The organism is Azospirillum oryzae (assembly GCF_008364795.1).
In the GTDB taxonomy this organism is placed as follows: domain Bacteria; phylum Pseudomonadota; class Alphaproteobacteria; order Azospirillales; family Azospirillaceae; genus Azospirillum; species Azospirillum oryzae.
In genome coordinates, this window is the sequence record NZ_VTTM01000024.1 from 1 (window position 1) to 1,711 (window position 1,711).

General features: G+C 61.7%; 2 protein-coding genes. Both read right to left on the minus strand.

All coding sequences use genetic code 11. The features are described 5' to 3' along the window. Positions 1-222: 222 nt before the first annotated feature. Complete coding sequence (locus FZ938_RS30185) at positions 223-435, minus strand: hypothetical protein (RefSeq protein WP_109154125.1); 213 nt, start codon at positions 433-435, stop codon at positions 223-225. A gap of 282 nt (positions 436-717) precedes the next feature. After that, positions 718-948 carry a hypothetical protein gene (locus tag FZ938_RS30890; RefSeq protein ID WP_109154124.1) on the minus strand — a complete coding sequence of 77 codons (231 nt, stop codon included), beginning with the start codon at positions 946-948 and terminating at the stop codon, positions 718-720. Positions 949-1,711: the final 763 nt, after the last annotated feature.

A 1,711-nucleotide genomic window follows, 5' to 3' on the forward strand; every position in this document is an offset into this window, starting at 1 on the left:
TCCGCGCGATGACGCGCCACGCAAACCTCAGACGTCGGACCCTACTTTGCCAAGGCGGCGCTCACCGGAGGCGTACGGTGCATCAGAGCCTCAGGTGCGATTTGTCGATAGCCAGTCCACATCTGGCGCCTATCAGCGCTGTGGGGAATCTACGGAGGAGACTGCCAGCCCACATTACCAAACCGGAGAGGACGGTCGAGGCTTAGAGCGGGCGGGTGCGGGTCAGTTCGGCCTATTCAGCGCTTGCTCGTCGTTTGCCGGACTAGCCATGACCTCAACAAGAGCGTCCATGTCGTTATAGAGTCTCTCCAACACTTGCGCGACCAGCTCACTTGCAGGGCCCTTTTCGCTGCCGCCGGTGGCGAGAGGGCGCAGCACTTCGAATGCCTCATTCATGGCAGTAAAAGCAGTCGCAAGTCGTTCATTACGCGTCATAGTTTTCCTCAGGTGACGCCGCTGTCGGAGGTAGACGGCGGGTTTGTACGGTGCCGGTTCTATTGAGGCACCCTAGCCGCAAACTCCTTAATCGACAACTTAAGGCAGTCGGCCGTCCTGCAGGTCGGCGCGGTCGGCTCGCATGGCCCGCTGGCGGTGACCCACGCCGTTGTCGTCGCCCTGCTCGGGTTCACCCCGACCGCCCGTGATCTGGCCGCGAGCACCGGTGTCGTGCTGCTACACCATGAGGGCCTGCCGCAGATTGATGTCAGTTGAGCGCAATCAGGCGCCCATACCCACTTCCGCAGCTACGAGCAACGCGAGGAGAGTGGCGAGAGCGATTAGGCCTGTGAGTAGGCAGGCGGTTTGCGATCCCGACAAGCGACGCAAGCGCAACCCCAGGATGAGCCAGCGATTGGGGCCGGCCGAGACCGGCGGTGGAGAGCCCGACGTGGCGGCGAGCACAAGGAATAACATAGACGATGTCACGAACAGCCAGAACAGCATGATCATACTCAGCACTCCTTATCGCGACAGGCTCTTTAAAGCATACGAGCACGGCGGTGAGCCCAGCGCATCATCGGGTGCTCTCGCGCGATCCATCTATAAGTTAGCTTGGCCGTGCCCTCACGTTCCTGAAAAGTCCAAGCAATATCTTGATGGTCGGTATGAACGACCAGCAACTCGACACGCAGCCCATGCCGCTTCAAATACCGTTGAGCGGCGGCCCGCGCCAAAATTATGCCCACGGCCTCCAAGCCCGTGCTGGTGCGGCGCTTGCCTCGGATCGCCCCCCCCATTATGTGCGGTTTGCGACCGTCCGCCACCAAAACTGCGCCCCAGCCTCTATGATGCGGTTGCGCGGAAGCGTCGGAGAATACGCGGACGATATCAACCCGAACACACTCCCCGCTATGCACCGCTTCCTCCATTGATAGACCGCAGCAGGTCAACGCCAGCTTGGACACTCAGCGCCGGCGTGGCGATCGACCAGGCTGGGCCAGCCGCTTCGCCATGCCCCATTGTCCCAATGCGAATGCCGCGGCGGGATCAAGAGCCTCTGGAGGCTCGGCATCTGCCGGGCGGCGCCTGTCGCTCATTTCAGGATCTTGGAAGGATGGCAGGCGGCGGTTCATGAGGCCTCGCTTTTTATGCTGAAGGAGTCTACCGCGCGCATGCTCGCCATGCGCGAAAATTTTTGCTGCTGATCGGCGCCATCGACGCGCAGGGCCTGCTGGTGGAGGGCAGCGCTGGGCGCTCGCCCACTACGACCACC